The following is a 24,541-nucleotide window of genomic DNA, read 5'->3' as shown; positions in this document are numbered from 1 at the left end:
GCGGCTGCGCCGACCCAACCCCACAACCTGAACAGAAACATCCGTTCCAAACCCGACATCTCTACTTAGCGGCAACCCCGACATTTGAACTTTGCAGCAACATAGGTGGGTGGATTCATAGTTCAATGAGACCAACTTTGACGGCATTGGACCGCAGCGACTGGCGGCCGGGTCGTGTTGGCTTCAGCCACCAAGGAGTCGCCATAGCGTGGAGGCTTGGTCAGATGATTGCGAACTGCTTGAGATTCTGGTCCTCGCAGAGCCCGAAACGGCCAACGACCCCCAGAGCGGCGAACGGTGTTGCTTGGCTGCGTAGTAACCGGCCCTGTGCCCAGTCATGGCGCGCTCGTAACGTTGGCATGTCGCGCGGTGCGCATCGCCGATTGCGCACGATTTCACAGCAAGGATTACGCGGAAGTGGCCGCAAGCGCTTTCTCGCCGCCGTAGCGACTGTTGCGACCGATGCGATGCGTGGCTGCGCCCCGAATTTTGACCAAGCCTAAATTCAGTCAAGGATCAAGAGCGTGGACACCGTGTCGTTAACTGAGCCATAGCGAATTTTTCCCACGGCTCACATCTCACATGTTCTCTTCTATTCGCGGTCGCGTCCTCGCCGCTTCTGTCGCCATCGTCGTCGGCGGACTTGTCGTCAATACGGGCGTCAACTACGGCGTCGCTCATCGCCATAACAGCGAATCCATCGAAAACAGCCTCAGTGCGGTTCTAACCGGCCATGAGGCGGGGATCGAAGAATGGGTCGCGTCGAAAACGCAGATGATCGTTTCGGTCGAGGACGCTGCGCTGAGTTCCGATCCGGTGCCGTTCCTCAAACAGGTCGCATCCGCGGGCGGTTTCACGAACGTGTATGTGGGGTACGCGGATAAAACGGCAAAGTTTTCCGACCCGACCGGTATTCCAGCGGATTACGACCCTACCGGCCGACCTTGGTACAAGCAGGCTGTCGAGGCCGGAAAGCCGGTCGTGACGCCACCTTACGTCGATGTGGGCACCGGCAAGCTCGTGGTCGCGTTTGCTGCGCCGATCGTCAGGGATGGCACGGTCAAAGGCGTGGTATCGGGCGATGTGGCCATGGATAGCGTCGTCGCGAACGTCAAGTCGATTCATCCGACGGCCTCAAGCTTCGGCATGTTGGTGGACCGGAGCGGCAACATCGTTGCTGCCGCCGATGCAAAGCTGACACTGAAGCCGTTGACCGACGTCTCCAACGAACTGACGACGAGCGCCATCAGCGCTGCCTCGCAGGAACAATCGCCTGCCATTGAGGCCACCGTAGGTGGTGCTACGAAGCTGGTCCGGGCTCGGGCAGTGCCGGGAACGAATTGGCTGACACTGGTCGCGCTCGACAAGTCCGAGGCGACAGCCGGAATGCGTTCGCTGCTGACTGGATCCGTCATCTCGCTGGCAGTACTCGCCGCGATAGCCGCCGCCATTATTGGCGCTGTCACCGGCGTGGCCTTCAAAGGACTTGCAAAAGTGCGCGACGCCATGGAAGGCATCGGCTCGGGCAGCGGAGACCTTACCCAGCGCCTGCCCGCGACCGGCAATGACGAAGTGGCGCAGATCGCCCGCTCGTTCAATGCGTTCGTCGGGAAGATCAATAGCGTGATGGTTCAGATCCGCGATACGAGTGAAGCGGTGCGCCATGCCGCCAATGAGATCGCCTCGGGTAATCACGATTTGTCGCGTCGCACGGAAGCGGCGGCGGCAAGCCTCGAGGAGACCGCTGCGTCGATGGAAGAGATCACGTCCACAGTGACGCAATCGGCCAGCGCAGCTCGGCAGGCGGACCAAAGCGCGACGACCGCAGCAAGCGCCGCGTCACGTGGCGGCTCCGTTGTCTCCGACGTTGTTTCGACGATGCATGAAATCGAAGGTGCATCTGGCAAGATCGCCGACATCATCGGCGTGATCGAGGGAATCGCCTTCCAGACCAATATCCTCGCGCTTAACGCTGCCGTGGAAGCCGCACGTGCAGGCGAGGATGGTCGCGGATTCGCTGTGGTCGCGGGCGAGGTGCGAACGCTCGCTCAGCGCAGTGCGCAGGCAGCGAAGGAGATCAAAGAGTTGATCGATTCCAGCGTGACGAGCGTGTCGACCGGCGCGTCGCTGGTTCAGCAGGCAGGCGAGACGATGACGGATATCGTAGGCCGGGTGTCTAGCGTCACCACGATCATCGGCGAAATAACGAACGCGGCTGACGAACAGACGCGCGGCATCCAGGAAATCAACCGTGCGGTGGCGCAGCTCGATGAGATGGTGCAGCAGAACGCGGCGCTGGTCGAACAGTCGGCGGCTGCAGCGTCTTCGCTGCAAACGCAGGCCAACGAGCTGGCAAGCGCCGTTGCTCAGTTTCGCGTAGCGTAAAGTCGGTCGTACGCGGCTCTGTAGCGAGAGCGTGGCGATCGGGCATGAACGCGACCAGCTTCGAACTGGCCGGTCGCGGCCTACACGAGTCTTCCGCCTAGACTTCCGCCAGCCGACAGTAGCCTGAGGGAACGGGTCAAGCATTCCTGCTTGGCCGAAACCTCAGGATTCAACGACATGACATTCAGCATCGACGCTTCGAGCATCGTCTTCACAGAAACCCGCCGCGGCATTAACGACTGGGGTCATCCTTACTAGCGACGGCAAGCGCGTCGGCGAGATCCACGACGTAGCCGAGAAGACCGTAGCTGGCGTCATATTCACCTGCGCGGACACGCGCGCTGCATTCGCTGCAGAGGCACGACCCCTACTTCCTGTGGTTCTCGGGCGCACGGACCGGCATTCGATCGTCTCACGCGCCTGCTTGCGCACATGCTTCGAGTGCCGGTGGCGCTCATCACGTTCGTGGACGACGGTCGTCTGTGGTTCAAGTCGCGAATCGGCGTAAGCGCGTGCGAGACACCGCGGGATCTGGCTGTCTGCGCGCACGCACTGACGGCCGAGGACGTGCTCGTCGTCGAAGATGCGCGCCAAGATCCGCGCTTCTACGACAATCCCGCGGTGCCGGGCCGATGCGCGCCCGCTTCTACAGTGAGGCTTGCGGCTCCGGGTGTAGCCCAGTCGGGCGTTATCGCGCGTACTGTTCGAGCGCATCAGCAAGGACCTCGAAGGTAGCGCGGCAGCGCGGGCTCGCGCGCAGATCTTCGTGCATCGTCACCCAAGTTTCGAGTCGGAGCGCGAACGCTTTCGACAGCACGCGTACGAGACCATCACGGCGCGCAATCGCGACATGGCATCCGCCGATTCCCGCACCCGCGCGGATCAGTGCAAGCTGCGCAAGATCACTATCGGCGCGCATCGAAAACGACGCGTGACGAAAACCCGGCAATGTGCGACTCACATCGCGAATAAACGCGTTCGGCTGGTCGTAGCCGATGACGGCGTGCTCTGCGAGCGCCGCCATGCTGCGCGGCGTGCCGTGACGGTCGAGATAGTCGCGCCGCGCATGAAGCCCAACCTCGATCACGCCGACGCGCCGCGCGACGAGTTGCGTCTGACGCGGACGCACCATGCGCACGGCAATATCCACTTCGCGCCTCAGCAAGTCCTGCACGCGGTTCGACAGCACCAGTTCGACGATCAATCGCGGATGCCGCTCGCGCAGCGCGGCGATAACCGGCGGCAGCACTTCGACGCCGACCACTTCGCTCGCCGACACGCGCACGACGCCCTGCACGCCCGCGCCATCGGCGCCCGCGTGGCCGCTCGCTGCGCGCTTGAGCGATGCCGCCGTGCTCTGCATCGCTTCGGCGTGCGGCTGTAATGCAAGCGCAACGTCGGTCGGCTGAAGCCCGTTCTGCGAGCGCGTGAACAGACTTACCGTCAACGCCCGTTCGAGCGCTTCAACGTGGCGCCCCGCCGTCGGCTGCGTGATGCCGAGCGCGCGCGCCGCACCCGACAGTGAGCCTTCGCGCAGCACTGCGAGGAACGTCCGGTAAAGCTCCCAGCCAATGTCGTCTGCCATACGTTTTTGTATATCGGATCAACGAAGTTCGCCAATTTTAATGTGCGTGCGAAGCGCGGAGAATGGCTTTACCGACAACTTATGGAGCGTGACATGGCGCAAGGCGAAACAGTGCTGGTACTTGGGGCGACGGGCGGCATTGGCGGGGAAGTCGCGCGGCAATTGCGCGAAGCGGGCTGGCGCGTGCGCGGGCTGCGGCGTGGCGCGGGGGCATCAAACATCGACGGCATCGAATGGGTTCAAGGCGACGCGATGAACCCGGCCGACGTAATGCGCGCGGCGCAGAACGTATCCGTGATTGTGCACGCGGTAAATCCGCCCGGCTACAAGCGCTGGGCCGAACTGGTGCTGCCGATGATCGACCACACCATCGCGGCGGCGAAGGCGCAAGGCGCTACCATCGTGTTGCCGGGCACGGTCTACAACTTCGGCCCGGACGCGTTTCCATTCATCGACGAAGACGCGCCGCAGCATCCCGTCACGCGCAAGGGCGCGATTCGCGTGGAAATGGAAGCGCGTCTGCAACGCGCGAGCAAGGAAGGAGCGCGAGTGCTGATCGTGCGCGCGGGTGATTTTTTCGGGCCGAAGGCGGGCAATAACTGGCTCGCGCAAGGACTCGTGAAGCCCGGAAAGCCGGCGGCGAAGATCAGCAATCCCGGTGCGCGCGGCATCGGGCATCAATGGGCGTATCTGCCCGATGTAGCTCGCACGATGGTTCAACTGCTTGCGCACCGCCATTCGCTCGATGCGTTCGCGCGCTTTCACATGAGCGGTCATTGGGACGAGGACGGCACCGGCTTTGCCGACGCGATCCGTCGTGTAGTAGCGCGCCGCACAGGGCGCGCGCCCGCTGTCGTGGGCTTTCCGTGGTGGCTGCTCGCGCTTGCCGCGCCGTTCAATGTCACATTCAGGGAGCTTCAGGAAATGCGCTATCTATGGACGACGCCTGTGCATCTGAATAACGCGCGGCTCGTCCAGACGCTCGGGCGCGAGCCGCATACGCCGCTGGACGTGGCCGTCGAAAAGACGCTCATCGGCCTCGGATGTCTCACGCCTGATGTTCAAGCTTCGATATCGAGCCACGCTTCGTAAAGCGAGCGGCCGTTCAGATCCCTGCGGTACGCGAACCTGCCGTCCGGCTAGGCTTCATTCTCTAGATGCGCCGCGCGACAAGTGCATGAACCTTGCAGATATGGCCCTCGCCTACCCGCTCGTGCCTCGATACAAAGAATCGCGGCGTGCGGCATCGTGTTCACGGCAGCTGCCAGATTTTCTATCGCGTCACTGGGCAACGCGCGCATCAACGTAATTCGCGCTCCTGCTAGCGCCAGAGACTTCGCCGCTGTCCTTATCCTCTAAACACGCCTACGCAAAAAGGCCCAGGACGAGTTAAGTGCTGGGCAAGCCATCGGCTACGCCGGTGGCGGAGGTGCGATTAGGCAAACTGGCCGTCGGTAGCACCACCGCAGCGGCCAGTCCTCTTGTATTGAGCAAGAGCCTCTTGGCTCTGCCGGTCGATTAGTGACCGAAATAGACCGGAGCGATGCTATTGCCGGTGTGAGCTGGGCCGCCCGAAGCCGACGCGGTGTCAGCCACGCCGCCGAAGCCCGTTTGCCCATTCTGCGCCGCGACCTTCGCTTCGGCTGCTTGAATCTTGGCCGGATACGTCACGCGATCCATGCTCGGGTTATATCCAGCGCGTTCGAGTTGGACCAGTTCTGCCTTAACTTGCGCGCGGGTCACGGGTTGGCTCTGAGCAAAAGAAGAAACTGCCGGGAGAGCGAGTGCAGCGGCGACGACGATAGTTGCGAGTTTCATGATACTTACCTCCGAGTCTTGTTTTTCGCAAACAGCCCTGTTTGCGCTTCAGTGACTTCAGTATAGGTAAGCGCCCGCTTAAGATTAATGAGCGTTTGAACAACAAATTCTTGCTGTATCCGGGATAACCCTAGGTTCAGCTATTTGCGATGGGTCATGACCTCGCGGATCTTCGGTGCGACGTTGTCGCGTCCATTGAACACGCGCGATACAAAACCCACGGAGAGCTTCTTCCCCGGTTTGGTATTCCGGACCCGGCCGGACCAGGTGTAACGCCAAACGCAAGGCAGGATCAGTAATAACGAGATCTTGCTGCACGCCTGATGTAGGCGCGGCATTGGGCGTCGCTATACTTGCCTTCACGACGGCATTCTGCATCTGAAGGGAAGGTTCCCTCTCGCTCATGATGATTTGCCCGGTCGAAAGAGATCTCGCCTCCGTAAAATTCTCATCCAATCGCCCGGATCGCTCGTATAGAAGATGGACACGACAAGTCGAACGCCCTCGGACGGCTGCTTGTCGCGTCGTCAACTCTGGAGAAGGAAGATGAAACTGGCAGCTTACGCGGTACGTGCGTGCTTGATAGTTGCTTCGTTCAACCTGCTCGGAAGTACAGCGGCAATTGCCGGCGGCAACGGCAATGGAGGGAATGGCAGCGGTGGGTCACACGGTGCGGCGACATCCGGGATGACTTACCACAGTGAACCGGTGTCGAGCCCGTGGAATCGCCCCTATGATCAGTTGGCCAAGTCGGCAAACCGGAGAGAGGCCGAAGCAACCGCCGAAAAACCGCGCGAAACAGAGCAACACCTGAGTGACGCTCGGTAGGGCTCGGTGAACGCTTCGTGCTGTCGGCTGCGGCGCGATGATGAGGCTCGCCGAAATCAACGAAATGAAAACTGCTGACGTTCGAGTGCATCGCGACTAGGCCCTTCGCATCGTGGCAGAGACATCGTCGACAGATCGTCGGTCAGAACGACGCTGTCCGGGTTGCTGCTTCCCACAACGCGTGCACTTGACCGACGTAAAGCGTTCCAGATCGTTGCGTTGTCAAGGGGTTCGAGGAGAAACGTCGCCAAGAGGCTGACGCCGATAAGCCATCGTGCCTCAACCCCGAACGCGTGTGTGAGTGCATCGCTCACGGTGAAACAGTGGCATTAGCGTCAGGTGACAACAGCAGGCATGCTGCAGGAAATACGAATTGCGTTCTGGGAGACAGATGATTAAGTCACTCTGTCTACCCGTTCGTGTCGTTTGTGGCTAAGGCGGTCCCGGTTTGACGCCCGAATGGAGAGATCGCGTGACCACGCTAACCGATCTGAGCGGGGATCCCGCTTACGGACGCGAAAGCTTTCTGGCGAGCGCCTGTGCGCCCTGTGGTGCGTCGCGAAGTTCCACCACGCCTACGCCGCGACTTCCCGACTTCGCGGGCCATGCGAATGATGGCTCTTGCTGGCCGTGGCCGGGAACTGGACCGGCAGCAGATGCTGGCGACGTCGTTTAACGGTCATCTCGTCGAGGCGGCGAACCGGCCCACGATTTCAGCCATGCGGAGAACCAGGCATTGGTCAAATCGTCGAACAAATCAGCCGAGAGCGACCCCGAGCGGTCAGTCGACTTTCTCAAAACCGGCCGTTCCACGCAGTTCTGCAAGTTGCCATTGTCGCCAGTCGCCTCTCTACTTTCGCTTTGCCATAGGTGTCGGATCAGAAATTCCGCGCAGCAAGATCATGTCAACCCAGTTCCAGCCAGAACGGTCCTTGACATGACATGGTCCAGATTGCGGTGAGCATGTGCCGGGGCGACGCGCTATGCGTCCATTCCGGCTCCCTGCCCCATCTGTCCATTTACCTGAGAGTTTCGATCCCGCGTGGCGGGAAATCCCCTTCGGTGGGCGCGGCGCGCCTCTCTCCAGATCGTTCCTGCGGCGCGGTCCTTTGGCCTGAGAGTTTCCGGGGCGGTTGCTCCGTCGGCGCCGTCATGAGGATGACGGTCTCTCCCGCGCTGCATTCGAGAACACTGGCACGATAACGTTACGAATTGCCGCACGCAAGCGATTTTTTGCTTCTCGCGATGGCCGCGCTCCTTGCGGCGTACTCTTCGGAAAAGGTCCGCTGCGCGAAGCATGGCGCGGTCGCCGCGAGCAGCGCATCGACTTGAGCGAACTGCTTGTCGAACACCCACGGACGGCGCGCGAGCGTGCGGTCGTTGAGCCAGTATGCGCTCCAGTCGCGCGTCGTCTCGATGATCTCGCGCGCGAATTCCGGCCCGTATTCGAGACCGCCTTCGATGACGATATCGACATAGGATTCGACGATCGGAAAGCTGGCGTCCGGAAGCGGCAGCCCTTCTCCGGGCTGCTGGCCTTCGGCCTTCGGTACATAGACCCAGACGGTGCCCTGCGACGGCAGCGCCTGCCACGACACCGGTTCGATCAGCGCGCGCGGCACTTCGACCCGAACATAGCCCTTCTCGCGCTGATCGAATGCCGACATGTCATTGCCGACGGGATAGATCACGCCGTTGATCGTCATCGGCGCTTCGCCCTCCAGTGGACGACGCAAGCCTAGCGCGGTGAAGCCGGAACCCGAGCGATCGCTCCAGCTGCGCACGTAGCCGAATGCCGCCGACACGCGCACGGGAATCGCCGCTACCGACTTGCCGGCCGTCTCGTTGCGCGATGGCGTGTTGATGAGCGAGCCGTAGCCGAAGATGAACTGCGTAGGCTGGTCGGGCAGGCGCGTTCCCCAGAAGTCGCTCGTCTGCGCGTGCGCTGCCAGCGCGACGAACGTCAGTGAGACTGCGGCTGCGAATCTTCGAATGTTTGCCAGCGCCGACATCGTCGTGTCTCCGTCACTCGCGACGCTGCCAATGTACACCGCGAGGATGTTCTTCGTTCGAACGGCTCCATCACTGCAACTCACACGGCCCCGGCCGCGCAATCGCATTCACTGAACGTGAAAGACTGCGTTGAAAATCAGCGCCATCACCAACCCAACCACGGCCACGATCGATTGCACCACGGAGATCGTCTTGGTGGCTTCGCCCATCGTCATGCCGAACGATTCCTTGACCATCCAGAAGCCGGCGTGATTCGCATAGTTGAAGAACAGCGAACCGCAGCCGATGGACAACGCCAGCAACGGCAAGTTGAGGCTTGGATCGGCGCCGGCCAGCGGAGCCAGCAAACCCGCCGCGCCGACGATGCCCACCGTCGCCGATCCGGTCGATACGGACAGCAACATGGCGATCAGCCATCCGAGGATCAAAGGCGGAAAGGCAACGTGCTGCGTCAGATGGACGATCGCCTCGCCCACCTTCGCACTCGTCAGCATTTCCTGGAACGCGCCGCCTCCGGCGATGATCATGATGATCGAGGCAATCGGCTTGAGACTGGCGCCGAGCGCGTGACGCAGCTTCTCGGCATCGCCGCCGCGCGCGAGGACGAGCGCCACGACCGCGAACAGTACGCCGAGCAGCATGGCGATCAGCGGATTGCCGAGGAAGCTCGCCACATGCAGCATCGGTGCGCCCTTCGGCAACGCCATTTCCGCGATGGCATGCACCAGCATCAGGATGGCGGGCAGCAAAGCCGCCAGCACGCCGAGCGCGACGCCGGGCCGCTCAATATGGCCGGACTGTTCGACGACGGTGAATTGATCCAGCAACGCCTGATCGGGCTTCGTGCTCATGCGCGGCGCGATGAAGGCGCCATAGAGCGGGCCGCCCAGAATCATCGCGGGAATGGCCGCCAGGAAGCCGTACAACATGGTCGGACCCACGGAGGTTTTAAGCGTGGCGATCGCGGTCAACGGTCCTGGATGAGGCGGCACCATGCCGTGCATGGCGGCAAGCGCCGAAATCACAGGCACGCCGACATACACATACGCCGAGCCCTTGAAGCGCGCGTGGCTTTCCAGCTTGCGGGCCACGCTGAAGATCAGCGGAAGCATGACGACCAGGCCGACTTCAAAAAACATCGGGATACCTACGACAAACGCGACCACGGTCATCGCCCACGGAATCATCCGGTCCGAAGCGCGCCTCAGAATGGCCTCGGCGATCTGCTCGGTGATGCCCGCGTCCGCGAGGATCTTGCCGAGCATCGCACCCAGCGCGATGACGACGCCCACCGCGCCAAGCGTCTTGCCCGCGCCATTGGTCAGATGCTTGACGATACTTCCCGGCTCCATGCCGGTTGCGAATCCAACGCCGATGGAAACGACGAGCAGCGCAAGAAGCGGATGCATCTTGATGCGCGACACGATGAGCGCGACGAGCACCAACACGCTGATCAGCGCGGTCAGCAACAAATCGATATCTAGACTGGTCATGGAATGGTTCTTTGGTTTGAAGTGCTTGGCCGGGCGTACTCGTCAATCGATCCTGCCCGGTGATCGATGACTTGCCGCCTGCTCATCGAACATGTAGACGCTCGCGGAAGTCTCCGCGAGGACGACGTTGCGCTCGTTCTCGTCCGGAATCAGCGCATGCAGTAGTTCCAGCGATCTCGTGAATCGATCCGGTGTTTCATGCTGCGTATGAGGCCAGTCGCTGCCCCACATGAGCCGCTGCGCGCCGAAGGCTTCCTTCAGAAGATCGAATGCGCGACGCGTCTCATCGTTACCCTTGCTGCTTTGCGTCCAGTTCCGATATGCCCCGGATACCTTGACCCACACGCGCTGCGTCCGCGCCAGTTCGAGCAGATGACGAAAGCCCGGGTCGTCCGCACCGAGAGCAGGATCGGGCCTGCCGAAATGATCGACGACGACATTCACTTGCGCCTCCAGAAGCGGCGCGACGATGCGCTGCAGTCTCGCCGCTTGCGCGTGAACCTCGACGTGCCATCCGAGCTCACGAACATGAGCCAGCGTGCGCGCGCTCAGCCAATGATCGAGCGGGTTATCGGCATGGCCGATGAGGTTCAGCCGGACGCCGACAATGCCCGCATCGAACATGCCGGACAGCGTGGCCGGCTTGCAATCGCGCGCGATGACGGCCACGCCGCGCAGCCTGTCGCGCGCGCTGCGCAACGCATCGAGCAGATAGCCACAATCGGTGCCGAGAAAGCTGGGCTGCACGAGCACACCGCGGGCGATGCCGTGCGCGTCGAGTTGCGCGATGTACGCATCCAGCGGCGCGTCGTAATCCGGCGCATAGCGGCGATGCTCGGCGAGCGGAAGACCGCGACTGAACACATGAGCGTGCGTATCGATCGATGCGATCTCCCGGCTCACGTTTGTCTGCGTCGCAGAAAGCATGAATATGTCTCCATCGATGATTCGCCGGTCAATGCCTTTGCGCGTGAGCGAGCGGACGGGCGTCGTCCGCGTGGGGAGCGGCGTCGCCGAGCACGCGGCCTTTCGTTTCCGGCAGCATCAGCACGGACAGTACGACGATCGCGTAAGCCAGCCCCGCATCGATGCCGATGGCCGTTCCAAGCGACATCTTCGCGGACATATGTCCGACCAGCACGGGGAATCCCGCCGATACGACGCGGCCGAAGTTGTAGCAGAAGCCGACACCCGTGCCGCGCATTCCGCGTGGATACAGCTCGTTGAACAACGCGCCCATACTGGCCGGAATGCCCGCCGCAAAGAATCCGAGCGGAAAGCCGAAGAACAGCATTGCGGTATTGCCGAGCGGCAGAAACAGATACGCGACCACCGTGATGACGCAGCAGATCGCGAACGTGAGGATGGTCTTGCGCCGGCCGATGCGGTCCAGCAGTTGCGCACTCACGAGACATCCGCAAAAGAACGCGACGATCACCACGGCGAGATAGCCGCCCGTACCCAGCACGGACAGATGACGCTCGCTTTTGAGGAACGTCGGCAGCCAGGTCATCAGCGCGTAATAGCCGCCGTGCGCGCCGACGCCGAGCAGCGCGCCGATCAACGTCATGCGCAGCATGCCCGGCGAGAAAATGCCGGCCACCACGCCCGGTGCGGCCTCATCGCGATGAACTCGCGTGTCGCGCGCCGAACGGGGCGGCGGGCCCGGCTCCTGCACGCCGCGCCGGACGTAGAGGATCAGCAGCGCGGGCACGATGCCGATCGCGAACATCACGCGCCATGCCGTCGCCGCCGGTATCAGCGAGAACATCAGCGCATAGAGCAGCACGGCCGCGCCCCAGCCGACGGACCATGCGCTCTGCACGCTGCCCATAGCCTTGCCGCGATGCTCGTTGCGGATGGTCTCGGCCATCAGAACGGCGCCGGCCGCCCATTCGCCGCCGAAGCCGAAACCCTGCAATGTCTTCAGCACGAGGAACTGCGGATAGTTCTGCGCGAACGCGCACAGGAACGTGAACACGGAAAAGAACGCGACCGTCCATTGCAGTGTCTTGACGCGTCCGTAGCGATCCGACAGCATGCCCGCGATCCACCCGCCGAGCGCCGATGCGACCAGCGTGACGCCGCTCACGAGCCCCGCTTGCGTGCGGCTGATCGACCACTCGGTGATGATCGCCGGGATGACGAGGCTGAACATCTGCACGTCGAGCGAATCGAGCGCCCAGCCGCCGAAGCACGCCCAGAACGTCCGGCGCTCATTGCCCGTTATTTCCCTGAACCAACTGAACATGCCGTCTCCCATCGCCGTTCCGTGCCCGGACGGCCTGTTTCCGCCACCGCGCGATGGCTAGCGGATCTCCGCTTGATAGATGAATTCGCTGGCGGGACCGCGCGAACGGCGCCACTCGAGCGGCTGCCGGTCGTAGCCGTATGCAAGCCGCTCGATGACGACCGCAGGCGTCCCCGGTTCGATGTTCAAGAGCTTCGCGTGCCGCGAGCCGATGGCTTCGACGGTGAGGGTTTCCGTGGCGGACGCCACGATCTGATTGCACTGCGCTTCGTAGACCGGATAAAGCAAATCGCCGATTTCGCTCACGTCCATCTTCGCGAACGCAGCAAAACGTGCGTAGGGCAGCCAGATTTCTTCGGCGAGCAACGGAACGCCGTCGATAAGCCGCACGCGCGACATCTGGATCACGCGCGCAGTGCCCGATAACTCGAGCCTCGCAGCCACCGCCGATGGCGCGTCCACCACGTCGCGGCGCAGTATCCGGCTTTCGGGGATGCGCCGTTCGCCTTGCCGCGTCTGGAAGCGGAAGAAGCGAAACAGCGAGCCGTCGAAATTCGCGCGACGCACGAACGTTCCTCTTCCCTGAAAGCGTTCGAGCAGGCCTTCCGCAACCAGCAGATCGACAGCCTTTCGCACCGTTCCGACAGCGAGGCCGTAGCTTTGGGAAAGCGCCTGCTCGGTCGGGATCGCTTCGCCCGGGCGCCAATCACGAGCCGCGATCAGCGCAACCATTTCGTCCCGCAAGCGCTGATAACGGGGTAACCGGCCATCGGCCTGCATGATCGTCTCCATCGAATTCATATATATGATTACATGTTTTCGTTTCGAATGGATCGGGGATAACCCTGCCGGATGGCGATGCGAGTTGCATCGAACTCGCGGCGAGCGGAGTGTTGGCGGACAGTGTTTTCAGCGAGTGAGTCGAGCAGGGAGCGCGAACGGCGCATGCTCATCGGTCGTGACAAGTCATGCGGTTCGCGGTGCGGATGGACTGCGGCAAGCGCTATCGAACGGTTCGACGTTCAGCGAGACAGGAGGACAAAAGCGACTTCTGGAACCTCGCCCAGACCGGCTACTGGTACGACGGATCGCAGCTTCCTGCGCCGCATCGCGGGTCGTATCGAAAAGGGCCGGCTCTCGGTGACCGGTCCCGCGATGGGCATGAGCGAGATCTTCTGATTACGCGTCGGAAGACACCGTCCTGCATGAGACGACGCCTCTCGAGAACTACATCGCTATTGCTGCGGCGAAACGCTCGCGCTGCGTCCGTGCAAGTTCGATGACGTCGCCGCAAGTCCGGTCTGCGCGGCTGCATCCGGCTCGATCTCTTCGAGCGTCCGCGCCCGCGTGTTCACGCCCAGCACGAGCAACGCGACGATCTGCAGCACGATCAATCCGATCAGAAAGTTCGTGACGCCGAAGATCCCGCCGATGCCGAAGATCGCCACGATTCCGCCCTGCGCGCCAGCCGACGCAAGCCGTCCGACAGCGGCGGACAGCGACGATCCGCGCATACGCAGTTCCGTGGGAAACAGCTCCGGAATGTAGACCGCGAACGCGAGCGACGTGATGCAGGCGGAACACATCATGATGACGGCGCCGGTCGCCATCAGTTCGACGGGCGAATGAACCATCGGATAAAGCGCCGTTGCGACGGCTTCCAGCGCCAGCACGCCGACGATGCTCCCGCGCCGTCCGATGCGATCCGTCAGCGCCATGCCGATCAGACAGCCGACAGGCGTGCCGATGCCCATGACCGCCGTATAACCGAGCGTCGACGTTACGGTGATGCCCTGCTTGACGAGGAACGTCGGAAACCAGGCGATGAGACCGTAGAGCACCGACATGTTGACCGTGGACATGATCATCGTGAGCACGGTCCGGGACAGCAGCCGGCCCTTGAACAGTTCCGGATAGCCTGGTGCCGCGGCAGGCGCTGCATCGGCGGATGCTGCCGTCACGGGCGCGGACTCGGCATTCCATGCGGGAACGTCCGGAAAGCGTGCTTCGATCGAACGCAGCAGCGCGTCGGCTTCCTCGTGACGTCCTTGCGATTCGAGCCAGCGCGGCGATTCGGGCATCGACTTGCGCATGAACCAGATGCCGACGGCGCCGAGACCGACCAGCGCGAACATCGAACGCCAGCCCAGCGCCGGAATCGCCCAGTAACCGACGATGCCGGTCGCCGTCACCGACAGATTCGTGAGCAAGGCGAGAATGGCGCCGAAGCGGCCGCGCGCGAGGCTGGGGACGAACTCGCCCAGCGTCGCGTAACCGATGATCAGCTCCGCGCCGAGGCCGACGCCCATCACGAAGCGCAGCGCGATCAGCACGGTCATGCTCGGCGCGAACACCGCCGCGATCGATGCCAGTCCGAACACGGCGAGGTTGAACTGATACGCCATCCGGCGCCCGTATCTGTCGCCGATATAGCCGCCGATGAGCGAACCCAGCCACATGCCGATCAACGTGCTGGAGATGAACGCGGCGTTGCTTTGCAATGTCGACCAGCCGCTCTTGACGAGCGTGGCGAGCACGCCGCTCTGGAGATAGATGTCGAAGGCGTCGAGGAAGAGGCCGGCCCCGATCATGCCCACGAGGTGCCAGTGGAATCGGCCGATCGGCAGGCGGTCGAGGCGTGCTCCGGAATGGGCGCGCAGCATTTGGGGTTGGCTCACGAATCGTCTCCTGTTTTGGCCATCGGAACTGTGTGGGCGTCCTCATCGGGCCGCGCTCTGTATCGTCCGTCGTTGCGACCGCCCGATAAACGCACGAGACGGCTCGCAAGCACGCCCTGCCCTGGCTGCAGGCACGGCTTCACAGCATATTAAGGCGACGACGTCGGAACTTTTATTGAATAGTTTTCAAGTTTCACGTCAAGTTTTTTGACTTAGTGGCGTCCCGGTTACGGAGCGGCATCGCCCGTCAGGCGCTGTCCGGCGACGCCTCGCGGCCGGCCGCGCGCGTGGCCGCGAGCAGAATCTCCTGTAGCGCGATCAATTGCCGGCTCTCGATGTCCGCTTTGCGCGTGACGAGCGAAAATTGCAGGACCGGCGCATCGCGCGGCGCAATCACCGTGATGGGGTAAAGCGTGCTGATGGCCGGTTCCATCAGCGGAACGAGCGAGATGCCGAGCCCCGCACTGACGAGCGGCGCGATGGCGCGCACGCTGTCGAATTCCAGATCTCCCGCCGGCTTGCCGCCGACGCGCTGCTGGATGTACTTCGCCGCCATCGCACCGGAGATCGTATTGCGGTCGTAGCGGATCCACTCGTAGCGCTTGAGCAGCGCGATCAGCGAGCGCTCGCGCTCCTGCGGCGGCACCATCAGCGTGAGGCCGCGTCTGAGCAGCGGCTGCCAGTGCAGACGGGACACGCCGCGCTCCGGCTGCGCGACCACGGCTGCATCGAGATCGCCCGCCTTGACTGCGTTCGTCAACTCCGCGCTCTTGCCGCGCCGCGTCTGCAAATGCAGCAGCGGGTAACGCGCCTTCAGGCGCTTGAGCAGCTCCGGCAGCACGACCGGCAGCATCGACTCGATCATGCCCAGCTGCACATGGCCTTCGATCTGAAAGCTCGGCTGGCGGCGGAACGCATCGAGGCGCGTCAACATGCCGTGAAGCAACTCCGACAACTCGTACGCGGCCGGCAGCGCCCTCACTTCCAGACCCGACCGATCGAACAGTTGCTGACCCACATACGCTTCGAGTTGCTTCATCTGCATGCTGACCGCGCTCGGCGTGAGATGTAGCGCTTTCGCCGCGCCCGCGAGCGATCCCGTCTCCAGCACTGCTTGCAAGGTACTGAAAATTTCGATCTTCATCAGAAATTTTGTCGAGCTTCATCAGAAAAACTCCATTTTAACTTACGAAGCGTTGGCCTATCCTGCGTGATGAAGGATCGATCCCCGCCGACACGAAGCGCGGCAAGCGCCGCCAACAAGGAGATACACATGATGGAAGCATCGGTGACGCCGTCCGCGCCTGCGAGTGCGCGTCAGGACAAGCCCGAAATCTGGTACAGCGCCGACCTGGACCGCGACCAGTCGTGGACGCTTCGAATGAGCGACGAAGCCGCCGAAGGCTTCGACCGGGCCATGCGCCACGCGAAATCTCTCGGCAAGCCGCTGCTCGACATGACGTCGGACGACTTCCCGCTCGAACCCGCTTCCGCCGATATCCTGCATCGCGCGTTTCGCGCCACGCAGCGGCGCTGGGGCATGTGTCTGCTCAAAGGCTTTCCGGTGCACGAGTGGTCCGTCGAAGAAGCGAAGCTGGCTTACTGGGGACTCGGCTTGCATGTCGGTGTCGCGCGCACGCAGAATCGCACCAGCGAAATCATGAACGATGTCCGCGACTCCGGAGCGACCTATAAATCGAAGAACGGCCGCGGCTACAACACGAAGGCGGCGCTCGACTTCCACGCGGACTCGTGCGATGTCGTCGCCCTGCTGTGTCTGCATCCGGCCAGGTCGGGCGGCCAGAGCAAGATCACCAGTTCGTTCGCGATGGTCGAGGAAATCCGCAAGCGCCGCCCGGAACTGATCGACGTGTTGAAGGGACCGGTCTTCCACAGCTATCAGGGCACGCAGGCGCCGGGCCGGCCGGGGTTCTACAACTGTCCGGTCATCGGTTCGCTGGCGGATCATTTCGCGCTGCGCGCCAATCGCAAGAACACGAACGCGGCGCAGGCGGATTTCCCGGAAGTGCCCCGCCTCACGCCCGCGCTGACCGAAGCGCTCGATCTACTCGACGAACTCGCCGCCGATCCGCGCCTGTGCTATCCGATGTGGCTCGAACAGGGCGATCTGCAACTGCTGAACAATTACGTCATGCTGCATTCCCGCACGGAATTCGAAGACTTCGACGACGAGACGAAGCGGCGTCATCTGCTGCGCCTGTGGATGTCGGTGCCCGATTCCGCGCCGCTGCCGCCCGAGTGGGAGTATTACTTCGGCGACGTGCGTCCGGGTTCGGTGCGCGGCGGCGTGCGCGGCAGTTACATCACCGATGAATTCGTGCGCTTCGAGAAGCGCCAGGCCGAACGCATGAACATGTTGCTGAAGCCGGGTCTCGACGGCACGGCGCCTGCATCGACGGCGGCAGCGGGAGAAGCGCATGTCGCCGCGTGAGGACGCATCGCGATCCGGCGGACGCGGCGCGGACCTGAAGCGCCGCCTCGCTGCGGGCGAGACGGTGCTCGCGCCGGGCATCTACGATGCGCTGACCGCGCTCATCGCGGAACAGGCGGGATTCGACGCGCTGTATCTGTCGGGCGGCGCGGTCGCGTACACGTCGTTGGGACGCTCGGATGTCGGCCTGACGACGGCCAAGGAAGCGGTCGACATCCTGTGGCGCATCACGGATCGCGTGCGTACGCCGGTAATCGTCGATGCCGACACGGGCTTCGGCAACGCGCTCAATACCCAGCGCACCGTGCGCGATTTCGAGCGCGCCGGCGCGGCGATGATCCAGCTTGAAGATCAAAGCTTCCCGAAACGCTGCGGTCATCTCGCCGACAAGACGCTGGTGCCGTCCGCCGAAATGTGCGGCAAACTGCGCGCCGCGCTCGATGCCCGCCATTTTTCCGACACGCTCGTTCTCGCACGCACCGATGCCATAGCCGTCGAGGGCTTCGACGCGGCCATGGAGCGCGCTCAGGCGTATCTCGCGTGCGGCGTCGATGCGCTCTTCGTCGAAGCCGTCAACACGACGGAACAGATGGACATCGTATGCAAGCGCTTCGGCGAGCGTATCCCGCTGCTCGCGAACATGGTGGAAGGCGGCCAGACGCCGGTGCGAAGCGTCGAGGCGTTGCGTCGGCGCGGATATCGCATCGTGATTTTTCCCGGCGGCACGGCGCGCTTCGTCGCACATGGTTTGCAGCGGTATTACAAGAGTCTGCTGGACCACGGCACGACCGAACCGATGTGGCCGAACATGATGACGTTCGACGAACTCAACGAAATGATCGGCACGCCGGAGTTGCTGGGTTCGAGCAAGCGGTACGCGTGATCGGCGCCGCCCTTTGCGAATCACAGCCGGGCGCACCGAAAGCACATGCGGCTCTCGCATTGCCGCCCGGCCGTGACACTCACGCGGAAACAGGCGTGTTGAGAAGCTGCTGTTCCCAGAAATACGCAATGCCGCTGCCGGCAGCGTGCTGACTCAACACTTCGGTCAACTCGCCCGCGGTTTCGGTACGCGCCCAGTCCCGTTGCCATTCGGCTGCCAGCGCGAGCCAGGTCATCGTGTTCGCGCCTGCCGCGATCATGCGCTGGATCGCGACCCGGTGCGCCTCGACCGACACACCGCCGCACGCATCCGTGATGACCGTCGTGTCCCATCCGTCGCCGAGTGCGTGGATCACGGGCATCGCCACGCAGACCTCCGTCCACAGCCCCGCGATGATCAGTTGCTTGCGCCCCGTCGCTTTGACCGCGTCCACGACCTTCTTGTCTTCCCACGTATTGATGAAGGTGCGGTCGATGACTTCCTGGCCGGGAAACACGTCCGTGATCTGCGGGAAGAGAAGCCCGCCGCGCGCAGCGAGTACGCTCGTGAGAACGGTCGGAACGCCGAAAACCCTGGCCGCCTTCGCGAGGCCAGTCGACGCATTGACCACGGCATGCGGGTCGTGGCTGTTCAGATTCGCGAGCTGATAAGGCTGATGGTCGATCAGGAGGAGGACGGAGTCTTCCGGGCGGAGAAGCGAATTGAGGCCATTGCGAAATGTCATGAAAATCCTCTGCGTGATGGGAAGCGATGCATGCTTCCCTGTAGACGATGAACCGACGAGCAGTCGGCAAGAGGATGTTGGCATTGCTTTTATTGCGACGGTAGACTCGATCCCTACCATGCTGTGTCGCTCAAAGGGGAACGCCGAGTTGGATATCGAAGAGCTTCAAACGTTCGTCGAGGTCGCCGATTCCGGCGGCGTTTCGCCCGCTGCCCGGCGCTTAGGGGTATCGAAATCCATCGTCAGCCGCAGACTGCTGCGGCTCGAATCGGATCTCGGCGTGCAGTTGCTCGCGAGAACGACGCGCGGTTCCGCGCTTACCGAAGCGGGCGCCACATTTCGGGATCACGCCGCGCGTGTCGTCGCCGAGATCGATGCAGCAAGAGAGACTATTTCGCCCGCCGGCGATTTGCGCGGCCGGTTGCGCATTGCCGCGCCGCTCACGTTCGGTCCGACGCATCTTTCACCCGTTCTCGCCGACATGGCGCGGCGCCATCCGCTGCTGCATATCCACACGTACTACAGCGACCGCATGGTCGACCTCGTCGGCGAGGGATACGACTGTGCGATCCGTATCGGCTACCTTCCGGATTCGAATCTCATCGCGAAGTGCGTGGGGCCTATCGCTGGAAAGCTCGTCGCGAGTCCGCGCTATATCGCGGCGCATGGAGCGCCCGAGACGCCCGACGAACTGCTCGCGCACGAGGCCCTCATGCAGGGGACGGAAAGCTGGCGGTTCATGGATGGCGACAAGATCGTCACCGTTCATCCGCAGGGGCGGTTCAAGGCGGATAACGCGGTCGCCATCGTGGCCGCGGCCGTGGCGGGTCTCGGTCTCGCGTGGCTGCCCGATGGCGTGACCGACCCATACGTGGCTTCGGGTGAACTCGTGCCCATCATGCGACGCTTTCCGCCGCCGACCGGCGGTATCTACGTCGTGCGCCCGCCGGGGCAGCACCCGTCGGCGAAAATCCGCGCCCTGACGGACATGCTGACCGAGTGTTTCGAGGGACACTCGTCGAGGCCGCGCGGGTCACGGACATAGCGACGTCGGAAGCCGACCGCGTGCGTCAGATCATCGGCACGGTCATGAAATCGCGCCCGCAAGCCGACAAGCACGCGATGGTCCGGCGCTTCAGCGAGCACTGGCTCGACCGCTTCTCGGGTGGCCGGAGTCTCGAACCCGTCGTGGACTCGACGTATCCGCTCGCGCGCGCGGCAGACGCGCATCGGCGGATGGAATCGTCGATGAACGTCGGCAAGATCATTCTGTCAGCGGCTACGTCGATCACTCAGGCGTGATCTCGCCATCCTCCTCGCCCATCCAGTAGTGAATGCGCTCCGCGCGCACTTTGATGAGCACGATTCCCGGCGTCTCGAAGCCTTCCGAGAACCACTTCTCGATGTCTTCGTTCCAGTGATCCTTCATCGCCGGCTTTTCGCGGATCAGTTCCGCGCGGCCCTCGACGGCCACGAAGAGCGGCGGCGCGCCGTCCGGGTTCGCGCTGCTCGTGAAAGTCAGCGCGACGGTCGCATCGGCCTTGATCTCCTGCACCGTATGCGTTTCTTCGAGTGTGAAGAAATAGCTGTCGCCGTCGTATTCGACATCGCGGTTATTGCTCATGGGCCGCGCGGCGATCTTGCCGTTCAGCGAGCGCGTCGAAAGCATCGCGAAGTCGATCTCCGCCATCTTGGTTGCGAGATCGTGCAAAGTCAGTTGGCTCATGGTGCTCTCCGTGGGTTGATCGCATGTCATCCGCAACCCGCGTGCCGGTTCACTTCGGATAGGTGACCGATGGACAAAGCGTATACAGCCGGACCGATGATGACTGTCGCTTTGCAGGTCGATCGCGACGTCGCGAACGTGGTTTTCCGCTCACTGCGCCGAACGGTGATAGCGGGCCACATAGCGCGCCTGGCCAATGACTTTTCCGTGCATCTGATAGGCGACGAGCGCGGGACTCGAATCCGCGTTTACATCGAGGCTCGCAACGCTCAAAGCCGAAGCGGTCACGATATATCGATGCGATTCGCCCGGCGGCGGGCATGGTCCGCCATACGCAGAAGCGCCGAAATCGGTGAGCGTCTCGATCGCACCTGCCGGCAGCGACCGCGCATTGCCCGACGCGCCTTTTTCAATCGATGTCTGCGTCGGCGCAATGTTGGCCACTTGCCAGTGCGTCCAGCCCAGTCCGCCGGTGGGTGCATCGGGGTCATGGATGGTGATGACGATGCTCTTCGTGCCGGCCGGAACATGCGACCACGAAATGCGCGGCGAGATGTTTTCGCCATGACAGCCGAATCGACCGTACACCTGTTCATTGTCGAACCGGCCGCGAGTCAGCCCATCGACTTTGACAGTGAAGGCATCTGCGACCGCGATAGCGGGTACCGTTGCAAGCAAAGCCGTGCAGCACACGGCTGGCAGAAGACCGTTGAATTCCATATCGAGTCCCGTTGTGTCGAACCTGGAAGAAAGCCGCTCACTGACTATCATTGCCAGTGACGCGGATGTCCCTCAAAAACAACTCGCAATACGCCGCGAAATATCGATCAATAGTCCCACTGCACCGGCACGAAACGGTAACCCTCGCCGCTTTTTGCAACATGACCGATCGACGGAAACGCGACATGCGCAGCGGCCAGCAGCGCGCCCGTTTCAGCGGCGTCATCGAAGAGCGCGATACGCACGTCCACGCAGGCTTCGGGATCATGCTCGAAGCCATTCTGCCAATCGGGATTATCGAAGTTGACTTCGAAAATCGCGTCGCCTACGAACGTCAGCTTCTCGCCGTTCGATGCGACATCCACGACGCAGTGCCCCGGCGTGTGGCCACCCGTCACCCGCGCCGACACGCCATGCGCGACTTCGACCGACTGATCGAACTGCACGATGTTCTCGTTGTAGAGCTTCACGAACTTGGCAGCCGCCGCGCGAAGCGCCGGGGGAACCGCTTCCGGCATCACCGTCCTGCTGAAGTCCGGATTCTTCCAGAACGCGATTTCGGCGGCAGACACATGAATCCGCACGTCGGGACGCAGCTTCGCCTTGACGCCATCGACGTTCAGCCCGCCGACATGATCCATGTGCATATGCGTAATCACGATATCGGTGATCGCAGCCAGGTCGATACCGGCCGATTCCAGACGCATCACCGATCGGCCGGCACGCGAAAAGTATTCGAAACCATCGCCTACGCCCGAGTCGATCAGGATCAGGCGTTCGCCGCTGCGCACTAGCGCGATATTCAAAGCCCAGTCGAACGTGTCCCGTTGCAGGAAGCGGCCGTCGAACCATTCGTTGCGGTCCGCTTCGCTTACGTTGGTGGACATGGTGGAAGTCGGCAGCGGCAGCACGCCGTCGCTGATCAGCACGACATCGATATCGCCTATGCGCACGGCATATCGGGAAGCCACGAGCTCGCCTGATCCTTCTCTGCCGAGCCTGGCGATAACGGGCTGCACATTGCGGGTTATATGGCTCATCTTCGATAGTCCTGGAAATTGAATGGCATGAGCGCACCGTGCGCTCCGTTTCGCTCGCGTTCGACCGAGCGTGTGACGGATTGTAGGTAGCGGTGGCGAAGGCCAGTAGCGTCGCGAATGCGTACACCGTGTTGCCGGCGTGGCGACAATGGACGGCCGCGCAACGGCCGTCGTCCGATCAGGAATGAAGAAGCAAGAACTGGAGCGTATCCAAGGCGTGCAGGCCGCATCATGGGTGCATCCACTCACGGAGCACACAACTCATGAACGCGCCCCACGTTGTCGCCGAACCCCACATTCTCTATCTCGGGACGCCGGTCGCTTTGGTCAGCACCGTCAACCCCAATGGCACGGACAATCTCGCGCCCATATCTTCGGTATTCTGGTTGGGCTGGCGAGGCGTGCTGGGTATCGCGTCAGGCTCGCAGACTGCGCGCAATCTGGTTCGCACCGGCGAATGCGTGCTGAATCTTCCGTCGGCGACGGAGGTAGGCGCAGTCGATCGCATCGCACGCACGACGGGCGTTTATCCTGTTCCTGAATTCAGGCGGGAAATGGGCTACGTCTACGAACCCGACAAGTTCGGCCGCGCTGGAATGACGAGGGTGTCATCCGATACGGTCAGTGCCGCACGCGCACTCGAATGTCCGATCCAGCTCGAAGCCGTCGTCGCGGCAGTGCACGGCATCGGCGAAGACAGCGACCGGTTGCGCGGCTTCATCAGCTTGATCGAAGTGCGGATTCAGCGCGTACACGTCCATCCGGATCTGCTCGTCGAAGGTCACGCAAACCGGATCGATCCGGACAAGTGGTCGCCGCTGATCATGAGCTTCCAGAAGTTCTACGGGCTCAGCGGCCAGGTGCATCCGTCCCGGCTCGCGGAGATACCGGAACGGGCATATGAGGCGCTAGCGAAGGTGTGAGGCCGCGTTGCCACGGCCACATCACGCTCAGATCTTGAAGCTCTCGAGCGTTGCGGGATGAAAGAGCTCTTCGGGCTGCAACAGGCGGCTGGACAAGCCTTCCTGATGATGCCGTTCGAGAAAGCGCGACAACACGTGGCGGTTCGGCTCGAAGCCATACGACCAGAAATCGTGGCCCATGAGACGCCGCGCATTGCGCAACTGTTCCTCGACGAACGGCAACGTCACCTTGGTCGCGGACGTATCGCTGAGTTTTGCGAGCGCCAGCGCCTTGCTCTTCTCGAAGGCTTTCGCCACCGCGCCGGGCAGCCACGGATGCTGCTCGGCAAGCGTGCGCCGCACGCCCAGCAGATGCATGATCGGGAAAAGCCTGGTGCGCGTGTACCAGTCGGCGGCGGCCTTTTGCGGATCGTCGAACAGATACTTGACGTTCGGATGGCCGTTGGTGAAGCACGACGGCGCGCGCGGACCGATGAGCGCATCGATCTCGCCGGATGCGAGCATGCCCGAAATCGTCTGGTTCTCCGGTGCGTTCTCGAGCCGTACATCGCCGGGCAGCTTGAGACTGATCTTTTCCAGGCGGCCGGCTTCTTCGTAACCGCCGCGTACCCACGTAACATCGGACGGCTTCAGGCCGTGATCTTCTTCGAGAAAGAGACGCGCCCACACGTTGGCCGTCAACTGATATTCCGGCACGCCGATGCGCTTGCCCTTCAGATCGGCGGGCGACTCGATGCCGCGATCGTTGCGGACATAGATCGACGTATGCCGGAACGCGCGCGACGGAAAGATCGGCACGCCGATATATGGGCTCGTGCCCGCCGCCGTCTTCACGCTATAGCTCGACAGCGACAGCTCGCAGATATCGTAATCAGCGTGGCGAAACGCGCGAAAGAAGATCTCTTCCGGGTCCTGCAGCATGAAGGTCGGATCGACACCGTCGATCTGCACTTCGCCATCGACCAGCGGCCGCATGCGATCGTAGTTCCCCACCGCGACCGACAGATTGAGCTTGCCCATAT

21 protein-coding genes, 1 pseudogene and 2 riboswitches are annotated in these 24,541 nt (G+C 62.4%); of the genes and pseudogenes, 8 read left to right on the top strand and 14 right to left on the bottom strand.

Features of this window, described 5'->3' with window-relative positions:
* Positions 1–582: 582 nt before the first annotated feature.
* Entirely contained in the window at positions 583–2,385 is a 1,803-nt protein-coding gene (locus AWB77_RS30005) for a methyl-accepting chemotaxis protein (RefSeq protein ID WP_061138101.1), read from the top strand.
* Between the two features lie 688 nt (positions 2,386–3,073).
* Here the strand turns inward: AWB77_RS30005 and AWB77_RS30000 are convergent.
* Entirely contained in the window at positions 3,074–3,970 is an 897-nt protein-coding gene (locus AWB77_RS30000) for a LysR family transcriptional regulator (RefSeq protein WP_061138100.1), read from the bottom strand.
* Positions 3,971–4,063: 93 nt separating this feature from the next.
* Here AWB77_RS30000 and AWB77_RS29995 point away from each other — a divergent pair, with 93 nt between their 5' ends.
* Positions 4,064–5,062 (top strand): NAD-dependent epimerase/dehydratase family protein, encoded by a 999-nt coding sequence (locus tag AWB77_RS29995; protein WP_061138099.1) that lies wholly within the window; start codon positions 4,064–4,066, stop codon positions 5,060–5,062.
* Positions 5,063–5,488: 426 nt separating this feature from the next.
* On the opposite strand, the gene AWB77_RS29990 is transcribed toward AWB77_RS29995, so the two are convergent.
* Positions 5,489–5,788 (bottom strand): DUF4148 domain-containing protein, encoded by a 300-nt coding sequence (locus AWB77_RS29990; RefSeq protein WP_061138098.1) that lies wholly within the window; start codon positions 5,786–5,788, stop codon positions 5,489–5,491.
* Positions 5,789–6,334: 546 nt separating this feature from the next.
* On the opposite strand from AWB77_RS29990, the gene AWB77_RS35460 reads away from it, so the two are divergent.
* Positions 6,335–6,616, top strand: a complete 282-nt coding sequence (locus AWB77_RS35460) for a hypothetical protein (protein ID WP_157694943.1) — start codon at positions 6,335–6,337, stop codon at positions 6,614–6,616.
* Between the two features lie 1,009 nt (positions 6,617–7,625).
* A riboswitch (glycine riboswitch) is annotated at positions 7,626–7,705 on the bottom strand.
* A 3-nt stretch (positions 7,706–7,708) separates the two neighbouring features.
* Positions 7,709–7,800, bottom strand: a riboswitch (glycine riboswitch).
* Between the two features lie 21 nt (positions 7,801–7,821).
* Here AWB77_RS35460 and AWB77_RS29985 read toward each other — a convergent pair.
* The 7 genes from AWB77_RS29985 to AWB77_RS29955 form a co-directional block, all read right to left on the bottom strand.
* On the bottom strand, positions 7,822–8,628 hold the full coding sequence (locus tag AWB77_RS29985) for a gamma-glutamylcyclotransferase family protein (RefSeq protein ID WP_061138122.1): 807 nt from the start codon (positions 8,626–8,628) through the stop codon (positions 7,822–7,824).
* 108 nt (positions 8,629–8,736) lie between these two features.
* The gene (locus tag AWB77_RS29980) at positions 8,737–10,122 is read right to left on the bottom strand and encodes a GntP family permease (protein WP_061138097.1); all 1,386 of its coding nucleotides are present in this window, start codon (positions 10,120–10,122) and stop codon (positions 8,737–8,739) included.
* Between the two features lie 42 nt (positions 10,123–10,164).
* Complete coding sequence (locus AWB77_RS29975) at positions 10,165–11,049, bottom strand: amidohydrolase family protein (protein ID WP_061138096.1); 885 nt, start codon at positions 11,047–11,049, stop codon at positions 10,165–10,167.
* A gap of 28 nt (positions 11,050–11,077) precedes the next feature.
* Positions 11,078–12,373 carry an MFS transporter gene (locus AWB77_RS29970; RefSeq protein WP_061138121.1) on the bottom strand — a complete coding sequence of 432 codons (1,296 nt, stop codon included), beginning with the start codon at positions 12,371–12,373 and terminating at the stop codon, positions 11,078–11,080.
* 57 nt (positions 12,374–12,430) lie between these two features.
* The gene (locus AWB77_RS29965; RefSeq protein WP_061138120.1) at positions 12,431–13,153 is read right to left on the bottom strand and encodes a GntR family transcriptional regulator; all 723 of its coding nucleotides are present in this window, start codon (positions 13,151–13,153) and stop codon (positions 12,431–12,433) included.
* Between the two features lie 455 nt (positions 13,154–13,608).
* Positions 13,609–15,051: an MFS transporter gene (locus tag AWB77_RS29960; RefSeq protein WP_208601582.1), complete on the bottom strand. Its 1,443-nt coding sequence runs from the start codon at positions 15,049–15,051 to the stop codon at positions 13,609–13,611.
* A gap of 247 nt (positions 15,052–15,298) precedes the next feature.
* Positions 15,299–16,195 carry a LysR family transcriptional regulator gene (locus AWB77_RS29955; RefSeq protein ID WP_061138094.1) on the bottom strand — a complete coding sequence of 299 codons (897 nt, stop codon included), beginning with the start codon at positions 16,193–16,195 and terminating at the stop codon, positions 15,299–15,301.
* A 129-nt stretch (positions 16,196–16,324) separates the two neighbouring features.
* On the opposite strand from AWB77_RS29955, the gene AWB77_RS29950 reads away from it, so the two are divergent.
* Both AWB77_RS29950 and AWB77_RS29945 read left to right on the top strand, forming a co-directional pair.
* Positions 16,325–17,503 carry a TauD/TfdA family dioxygenase gene (locus AWB77_RS29950; RefSeq protein WP_244158701.1) on the top strand — a complete coding sequence of 393 codons (1,179 nt, stop codon included), beginning with the start codon at positions 16,325–16,327 and terminating at the stop codon, positions 17,501–17,503.
* Complete coding sequence (locus tag AWB77_RS29945) at positions 17,490–18,386, top strand: isocitrate lyase/PEP mutase family protein (protein ID WP_061138093.1); 897 nt, start codon at positions 17,490–17,492, stop codon at positions 18,384–18,386. The genes AWB77_RS29950 and AWB77_RS29945 overlap by 14 nt, the downstream gene beginning before the upstream one ends.
* A 79-nt stretch (positions 18,387–18,465) precedes the next feature.
* On the opposite strand, the gene AWB77_RS29940 is transcribed toward AWB77_RS29945, so the two are convergent.
* Positions 18,466–19,110, bottom strand: a complete 645-nt coding sequence (locus AWB77_RS29940; RefSeq protein WP_061138092.1) for a hydrolase — start codon at positions 19,108–19,110, stop codon at positions 18,466–18,468.
* A 148-nt stretch (positions 19,111–19,258) separates the two neighbouring features.
* On the opposite strand from AWB77_RS29940, the gene AWB77_RS29935 reads away from it, so the two are divergent.
* Both AWB77_RS29935 and AWB77_RS29930 read left to right on the top strand, forming a co-directional pair.
* The gene (locus tag AWB77_RS29935; protein WP_061138119.1) at positions 19,259–20,155 is read left to right on the top strand and encodes a LysR family transcriptional regulator; all 897 of its coding nucleotides are present in this window, start codon (positions 19,259–19,261) and stop codon (positions 20,153–20,155) included.
* Positions 20,156–20,181: 26 nt separating this feature from the next.
* Positions 20,182–20,412: pseudogene (locus AWB77_RS29930) on the top strand (zinc-binding dehydrogenase); the annotation flags it as partial.
* Here AWB77_RS29930 and AWB77_RS29925 read toward each other — a convergent pair.
* From AWB77_RS29925 to AWB77_RS29915, 3 genes are all read right to left on the bottom strand, one after another.
* Positions 20,399–20,836, bottom strand: coding sequence for a pyridoxamine 5'-phosphate oxidase family protein (locus AWB77_RS29925; RefSeq protein ID WP_061138090.1), 438 nt, complete (start codon positions 20,834–20,836; stop codon positions 20,399–20,401). The pseudogene AWB77_RS29930 and the gene AWB77_RS29925 overlap by 14 nt on opposite strands.
* 150 nt (positions 20,837–20,986) lie before the next feature.
* Positions 20,987–21,556, bottom strand: a complete 570-nt coding sequence (locus AWB77_RS29920; RefSeq protein ID WP_061138089.1) for a YbhB/YbcL family Raf kinase inhibitor-like protein — start codon at positions 21,554–21,556, stop codon at positions 20,987–20,989.
* Positions 21,557–21,663: 107 nt separating this feature from the next.
* On the bottom strand, positions 21,664–22,596 hold the full coding sequence (locus tag AWB77_RS29915) for an MBL fold metallo-hydrolase (protein ID WP_061138088.1): 933 nt from the start codon (positions 22,594–22,596) through the stop codon (positions 21,664–21,666).
* A 263-nt stretch (positions 22,597–22,859) separates the two neighbouring features.
* On the opposite strand from AWB77_RS29915, the gene AWB77_RS29910 reads away from it, so the two are divergent.
* On the top strand, positions 22,860–23,519 hold the full coding sequence (locus AWB77_RS29910; protein WP_061138087.1) for a flavin reductase family protein: 660 nt from the start codon (positions 22,860–22,862) through the stop codon (positions 23,517–23,519).
* A gap of 27 nt (positions 23,520–23,546) precedes the next feature.
* Here the strand turns inward: AWB77_RS29910 and AWB77_RS29905 are convergent, their stop codons facing one another.
* A complete protein-coding gene (locus tag AWB77_RS29905; protein ID WP_061138086.1) occupies positions 23,547–24,539 on the bottom strand; it encodes an ABC transporter substrate-binding protein in 993 nt (330 codons plus the stop codon).
* Positions 24,540–24,541: the final 2 nt, after the last annotated feature.

Source organism: Caballeronia fortuita, from assembly GCF_001544835.2.
In the GTDB taxonomy this organism is placed as follows: domain Bacteria; phylum Pseudomonadota; class Gammaproteobacteria; order Burkholderiales; family Burkholderiaceae; genus Caballeronia; species Caballeronia fortuita.
The sequence above is the reverse complement of the archived record's forward strand: the minus strand, read 5'-3'. Positions and strand labels throughout refer to the sequence as shown.

Coding starts and splice junctions, on each gene's coding strand:
- AWB77_RS29920 (WP_061138089.1), bottom strand. CDS start 21,556: ATGGAATTCAACGGTCTTCTGCCAGCCGTGTGCTGCACGGCTTTGCTT.
- AWB77_RS30000 (WP_061138100.1), bottom strand. CDS start 3,970: ATGGCAGACGACATTGGCTGGGAGCTTTACCGGACGTTCCTCGCAGTG.
- AWB77_RS29985 (WP_061138122.1), bottom strand. CDS start 8,628: ATGTCGGCGCTGGCAAACATTCGAAGATTCGCAGCCGCAGTCTCACTG.
- AWB77_RS29975 (WP_061138096.1), bottom strand. CDS start 11,049: ATGCTTTCTGCGACGCAGACAAACGTGAGCCGGGAGATCGCATCGATC.
- AWB77_RS29940 (WP_061138092.1), bottom strand. CDS start 19,110: ATGACATTTCGCAATGGCCTCAATTCGCTTCTCCGCCCGGAAGACTCC.
- AWB77_RS29905 (WP_061138086.1), bottom strand. CDS start 24,539: ATGGGCAAGCTCAATCTGTCGGTCGCGGTGGGGAACTACGATCGCATG.
- AWB77_RS30005 (WP_061138101.1), top strand. CDS start 583: ATGTTCTCTTCTATTCGCGGTCGCGTCCTCGCCGCTTCTGTCGCCATC.
- AWB77_RS29945 (WP_061138093.1), top strand. CDS start 17,490: ATGTCGCCGCGTGAGGACGCATCGCGATCCGGCGGACGCGGCGCGGAC.
- AWB77_RS35460 (WP_157694943.1), top strand. CDS start 6,335: ATGAAACTGGCAGCTTACGCGGTACGTGCGTGCTTGATAGTTGCTTCG.
- AWB77_RS29950 (WP_244158701.1), top strand. CDS start 16,325: ATGATGGAAGCATCGGTGACGCCGTCCGCGCCTGCGAGTGCGCGTCAG.
- AWB77_RS29970 (WP_061138121.1), bottom strand. CDS start 12,373: ATGTTCAGTTGGTTCAGGGAAATAACGGGCAATGAGCGCCGGACGTTC.
- AWB77_RS29965 (WP_061138120.1), bottom strand. CDS start 13,153: ATGCAGGCCGATGGCCGGTTACCCCGTTATCAGCGCTTGCGGGACGAA.
- AWB77_RS29925 (WP_061138090.1), bottom strand. CDS start 20,836: ATGAGCCAACTGACTTTGCACGATCTCGCAACCAAGATGGCGGAGATC.
- AWB77_RS29910 (WP_061138087.1), top strand. CDS start 22,860: ATGAACGCGCCCCACGTTGTCGCCGAACCCCACATTCTCTATCTCGGG.
- AWB77_RS29995 (WP_061138099.1), top strand. CDS start 4,064: ATGGCGCAAGGCGAAACAGTGCTGGTACTTGGGGCGACGGGCGGCATT.
- AWB77_RS29980 (WP_061138097.1), bottom strand. CDS start 10,122: ATGACCAGTCTAGATATCGATTTGTTGCTGACCGCGCTGATCAGCGTG.
- AWB77_RS29915 (WP_061138088.1), bottom strand. CDS start 22,596: ATGAGCCATATAACCCGCAATGTGCAGCCCGTTATCGCCAGGCTCGGC.
- AWB77_RS29955 (WP_061138094.1), bottom strand. CDS start 16,195: ATGAAGATCGAAATTTTCAGTACCTTGCAAGCAGTGCTGGAGACGGGA.
- AWB77_RS29990 (WP_061138098.1), bottom strand. CDS start 5,788: ATGAAACTCGCAACTATCGTCGTCGCCGCTGCACTCGCTCTCCCGGCA.